The 3,793-nt window shown below is 60.7% G+C and carries 4 protein-coding genes; all 4 read right to left on the bottom strand.

The genetic code is table 11. The annotated features are described in order from the left end of the window. Positions 1 to 412: 412 nt before the first annotated feature. The 4 genes from Q0579_RS06820 to Q0579_RS06805 all read right to left on the bottom strand — a co-directional run bounded on the left by Q0579_RS06820 (position 413) and on the right by Q0579_RS06805 (position 3,601). Complete coding sequence (locus Q0579_RS06820) at positions 413 to 682, bottom strand: hypothetical protein (RefSeq protein WP_125945701.1); 270 nt, start codon at positions 680 to 682, stop codon at positions 413 to 415. Positions 683 to 804: 122 nt separating this feature from the next. Further along, entirely contained in the window at positions 805 to 987 is a 183-nt protein-coding gene (locus tag Q0579_RS06815) for a hypothetical protein (protein ID WP_125945700.1), read from the bottom strand. 256 nt (positions 988 to 1,243) lie between these two features. Then, on the bottom strand, positions 1,244 to 2,527 hold the full coding sequence (locus Q0579_RS06810; RefSeq protein WP_125945699.1) for an HD-GYP domain-containing protein: 1,284 nt from the start codon (positions 2,525 to 2,527) through the stop codon (positions 1,244 to 1,246). 132 nt (positions 2,528 to 2,659) lie between these two features. Continuing rightward, positions 2,660 to 3,601, bottom strand: a complete 942-nt coding sequence (locus Q0579_RS06805; RefSeq protein WP_298810440.1) for a diguanylate cyclase — start codon at positions 3,599 to 3,601, stop codon at positions 2,660 to 2,662. Positions 3,602 to 3,793: the final 192 nt, after the last annotated feature.

Raw genomic sequence — 3,793 nt, 5'->3', positions numbered from 1 at the left:
GGCAAGGTCGCCTACCAGAAGAGCAGGCCGAAATAGCAAGGCGGTCTACCCGCCATGCTTACCGATCACCCGCTGGGTTCGATGGACCACCTTCTCCGTCGGCGACAGCTTGACCCACTCATCACGCTTTATTCTCGGCATCTAACCCTCCAGACGGCATCATCGCCAATCAGGAATATAGCTCGGGTTAGGTAGTGTTCCCATCCAAAGCCGCCCCAGCTGAGACCCGCCTAGGTTCCAAAGCCAACGTCCGTTACGCCGCCTCCCTCGTGGAAGCGCGTAGAGAAGGATGGTGCCGCTTGATTGCAGCAGCGCCCGCGATGTGCCGACGCAACGAGGGCGCCCAGGTCTTACCTGAGCGCCCCCTACAGCGCAGGTCGGGCTTGGGACCAGCCAGCTCCGTCCGTTACCTCTACATGCCGTTCGACAGGTTGGTGTCGGGGTCGTTCGTCCGCATGTCCTCGGCCTGGTTCTCGCCGGTCGCGCGCACCGCGTCGGCGGCGTTCTCGAGCCGGTCCTCGGCCGCGTCGTTGCTGACGTTGTCCGCCGCGTCCTCAAGGTTGTCGGCGACGCTCTCGGCGTTCGCCTCGATGTTGTCGGCGGCGTGCTCGCGCGGGCTGGAGTTGCAGGCGGTCAGCGAGGCGAGGCCCGCCGCCAGCGCGAGAACGAGTGTCTTCTTCATCTTCCAGTATCCCTGTTGCGGCGGCTCGTTGGCCGGCGGCGCCCACTAACCCCGGAAATCGCCTGAGACGCAAGGTGCTTTGAGTCGCTCGTAGCCGGCAGCAGCAGCTAGAGGTCTGTGCTTTACAGGCTAATGTTGCGTCGCTCCATTTCCACCCACGCGATCTCTCCCAGAGCGCCGCGCGGCTCTGTTTGGAAGATGTCGCCCAGGTCGAGCAGGTCGTCGTCGCTAAGAGCGGATATCGCAAGCTCGATGTCGGCGAGGCGGCGCACGGCTTCCTCGTTGCGGCGAGCCAGCCGCTTCATCTGTAGTCGGAGCATGACGGCACCCTAGCAGGAACGAGCTAGCGGAAGGTGCAAAATGTGGCTGCCTTCCGCCTCGTCACTTGTGTCCGTGACGGCACGCGAACTTACACCGGCAAGTGTGGTTCTGAGTGAGAAGCGGAATGGCTGCTTTGGAGTAGCCGCACGGGTTGATGCCCGTTCGTTCATCTAGCGATTCAGATTGACGCCTCCATTGGGCGGGGCAACGCACTTAATCGCAACCGCAAACCTCGCCGCGTCATGCAGGCTGCCCAGGTAGAGATCGTCCCGCCAAGACCCGATCGCGCATCGCGGGCCAGTCGTCGCCAAACTGCTCTTCCCCTTCATCAATCTTCACGACCTGATCGTCCTTGAAGCTATCGCCGAGAACGACGTCCTCATACTGCGAGGTCCGATCCTCCATGATGTTGTAGAATGAGCGGGCCGCGCCTCGACCGTTGGCGGACGCCGTAGGCATAATAACGGCGAGTCGGTTCGAACGCAGACGAACAAGACTACCCACCGGATATACGCCGATGCCGCGCATGAATTTGAGCAGCAAATTTTGGTCGATCATGTCCGGAAGGGAGGCCATCTCTACGATGGCGTCGGCAGGCGACTTGCCCTTCTTGTAAGGACGGTTCGAAGTCATCGCGTCGTATACGTCGCAGATCACGGCGATGCGGGCGGCGGTTGTGATCTGGTCGGCATGCAGGCCGAAGGGATAGCCCGTCCCATCGAGCCGCTCGTGATGATGTAGACAAACGTCCAACGCGACGGACGGAACCTGCGGATCCGACGCTAGCAACCGGTGCCCCATCTCGGGATGCTGACGGATCAAAGCGCGCTCGCCTTCATCGAGCGGCCCTGCCTTGCCGAGGATAGAAGTAGCAATCGAGAGCTTACCGATATCGTGGAGCATTCCAGCTATACCAAGTTCGGCGACCTCGTCCGGCGTTGCGTTGTTGGCGCGCCCAAGCGTGATCATCAACGCACAGACAGCGATTGAATGCGTGTACGTGTAGCCGTCCTTCTCCTTCAGGCGGGTCACGCTGGCGAAGGCGGCGCCGTTATGCTCAAGCGCATCAGCAATGTCCTTCACCACCGCGGCGATCTGGGGCATCACCACCGGGTGGCCACGGCGACAATCATCGAACACTTCGCCGATGATCTTTGCGGACCTCTTGACCACCGCGGACGCGCGCTTCCTGTCCGCCTGGTCAAAGGCGGGCGGCGTCGGGAGTCTTCTTGGCAATCGCGGGGCGCTTGATTTTTTTACTTGCAGCAAAGCGGCAGGTCGCCCCGCCGGAGTCTTCGGTCGAACTGCAGTGCTGCTTTCGTGTGGCAGATCGTTCGTCAGGGGCTTCGGACCTCTGCGCGCATCAATGAACAGATTGGTCCCGCCATTCCTTACCCGTTCGAGATCGGCCATAGATTTGATAACAAAACGCTCACGCCAGAAGGGGTGGGACAGCCAGCCGTCCTCCAGCCCTTCGACAATCATTCCAAGTCTCGCCTGTTTCGGTGTTATGCGGATCAGCAACTTCCAAACTCCGGGACAAGGGCCGCCATGCCGTCTTGACGGCAACGGAGCGCCGCTCGCCTAAATGATGCTGGATTGAGTCCGTCCGTCATTGCACGGTAGCCGAACAAGCAGCTTTCAATATTGCGCATGTTAACGCGTCTCGGAGACGGCGGCGACGACGCGGTTGCGGCCGCCTCGCTTGGCTTCGTAGAGCATTCGGTCGGCAGCCTCGATAGCCACATCCTCCTTCGTGCCCTCAAATGCCGCCACGCCGATTGAGATGGTGACGGAGCCGATGAACTCATCAGTCTGGCGATCGCGGAATGTGCGGTCTTCCAGGTTCGATCGAGCGCGTTCGAGAATTGCAACCGCCTTTGCGACACTCACGCCGTCGAAAAACACAAGAAATTCCTCGCCGCCCCATCGTGCCAGGGTGTGAGAGCCGAGACTCTGCGACAGGCAATCCCCTACGGCTTTCAGGACACGGTCGCCGACGCCGTGTCCGAAGGTGTCGTTCACCTGCTTGAAGTGATCGACATCGCAAAGCGCGACGCTGCTGTTTCGTGACGATCGGCGAGCCGACATCTCCCTCCGGGCGCCGCGGCGATTGAGAAGGCCTGTCAGCGCGTCGCGATGAGCGTCGTCCCGTGAGATCTCTACCTGCTGGCGCAATTCCTCGATCTCGCTGGAGGCGGCATTCAACTGAGCTTGAATATCTTGAGTGCGCTGAACCATCGCCTTCACGATCTGCTCGACCGAATTCGGGCCACCGGAAAGCTGGAATAGGCCGGCGGACAGGTCGCGCCCGAAGTCGGAGGACCGGCTGGCAGCATGTGCTGCGATGTCCGCCAGCCTGAGAGTCTGATGGCGAAGAGCGTCATGGCTCGGTTCAGTGGCAGCATTCCCACCGTTCGGCTTGGCAGCTTGGGTCGCAGTGATGAAATCAACGTCCGCCTGAAGGAGGCGACGGCCTTCCATAAGGATCGCATCGACCGCCATCGCAGCGACGCTGTGCCGATCTGTTTTGCATCGCCACGCCAGCGCAAAATTGACCGGACTATGATCGAGTCTCTGCTCGGACAGGAACCGCAACGCCTCATATCCGGGTCCCGTTGCGGCTTCGGCGAGCGAGCTAGCGGGGGGAATGGAATTTGTTCTTACGACCATAGCGACAACTCGATGACTTAGGCGAAATCGTAAGCTCGACTGGTGAATGAAATGTGTAAGCGTGGCGGGTAGACCGCCTTGCTATTTCGGCCTGCTCTTCTGGTAGGCGACCTTGCC

The organism is uncultured Sphingomonas sp. (assembly GCF_936927845.1).
GTDB lineage: Bacteria > Pseudomonadota > Alphaproteobacteria > Sphingomonadales > Sphingomonadaceae > Sphingomonas.
The sequence above is the reverse complement of the archived record's forward strand: the minus strand, read 5'-3'. Positions and strand labels throughout refer to the sequence as shown.